Source organism: Aeromonas sp. sia0103, assembly GCF_963895295.1.
Classification (GTDB): domain Bacteria; phylum Pseudomonadota; class Gammaproteobacteria; order Enterobacterales; family Aeromonadaceae; genus Aeromonas; species Aeromonas encheleia.
The window spans coordinates 1-246 of the sequence record NZ_CAWQKG010000049.1; the positions used below are offsets into that span (position 1 = coordinate 1).

At 67.1% G+C, this 246-nt stretch carries 1 protein-coding gene; it reads right to left on the reverse strand.

Features of this window, described 5'->3' with window-relative positions; genetic code table 11:
* On the reverse strand, positions 1 to 246 hold a 246-nt coding region (locus AACW18_RS15895), incomplete at both ends, for a VCBS domain-containing protein (protein ID WP_218390098.1).

Below are 246 nucleotides of genomic sequence, written 5' to 3' on the forward strand. Positions count from 1 at the left end.
TGGTGCCGGTGATGGTGACGGTGACGCTGTGCTCGGCGGAGCCATCGGCGCTCTTGACCACGAAGTGCTCGCTCGGCAGGGTCTCACCCTCCTTGAGGGCCTGCACCGCGGGGTCGTTGTTGTCGAGCGCGTAGGTCCAGTTGCCGTCGGCATCGAGGCTGAAGGTGCCGTGGGCGCCTTTGACCTGGTCCTGGGGCTGGAAGTGGGCCTCACCCTGATCGACATCGGTGGCGACCAGCTTGCCGC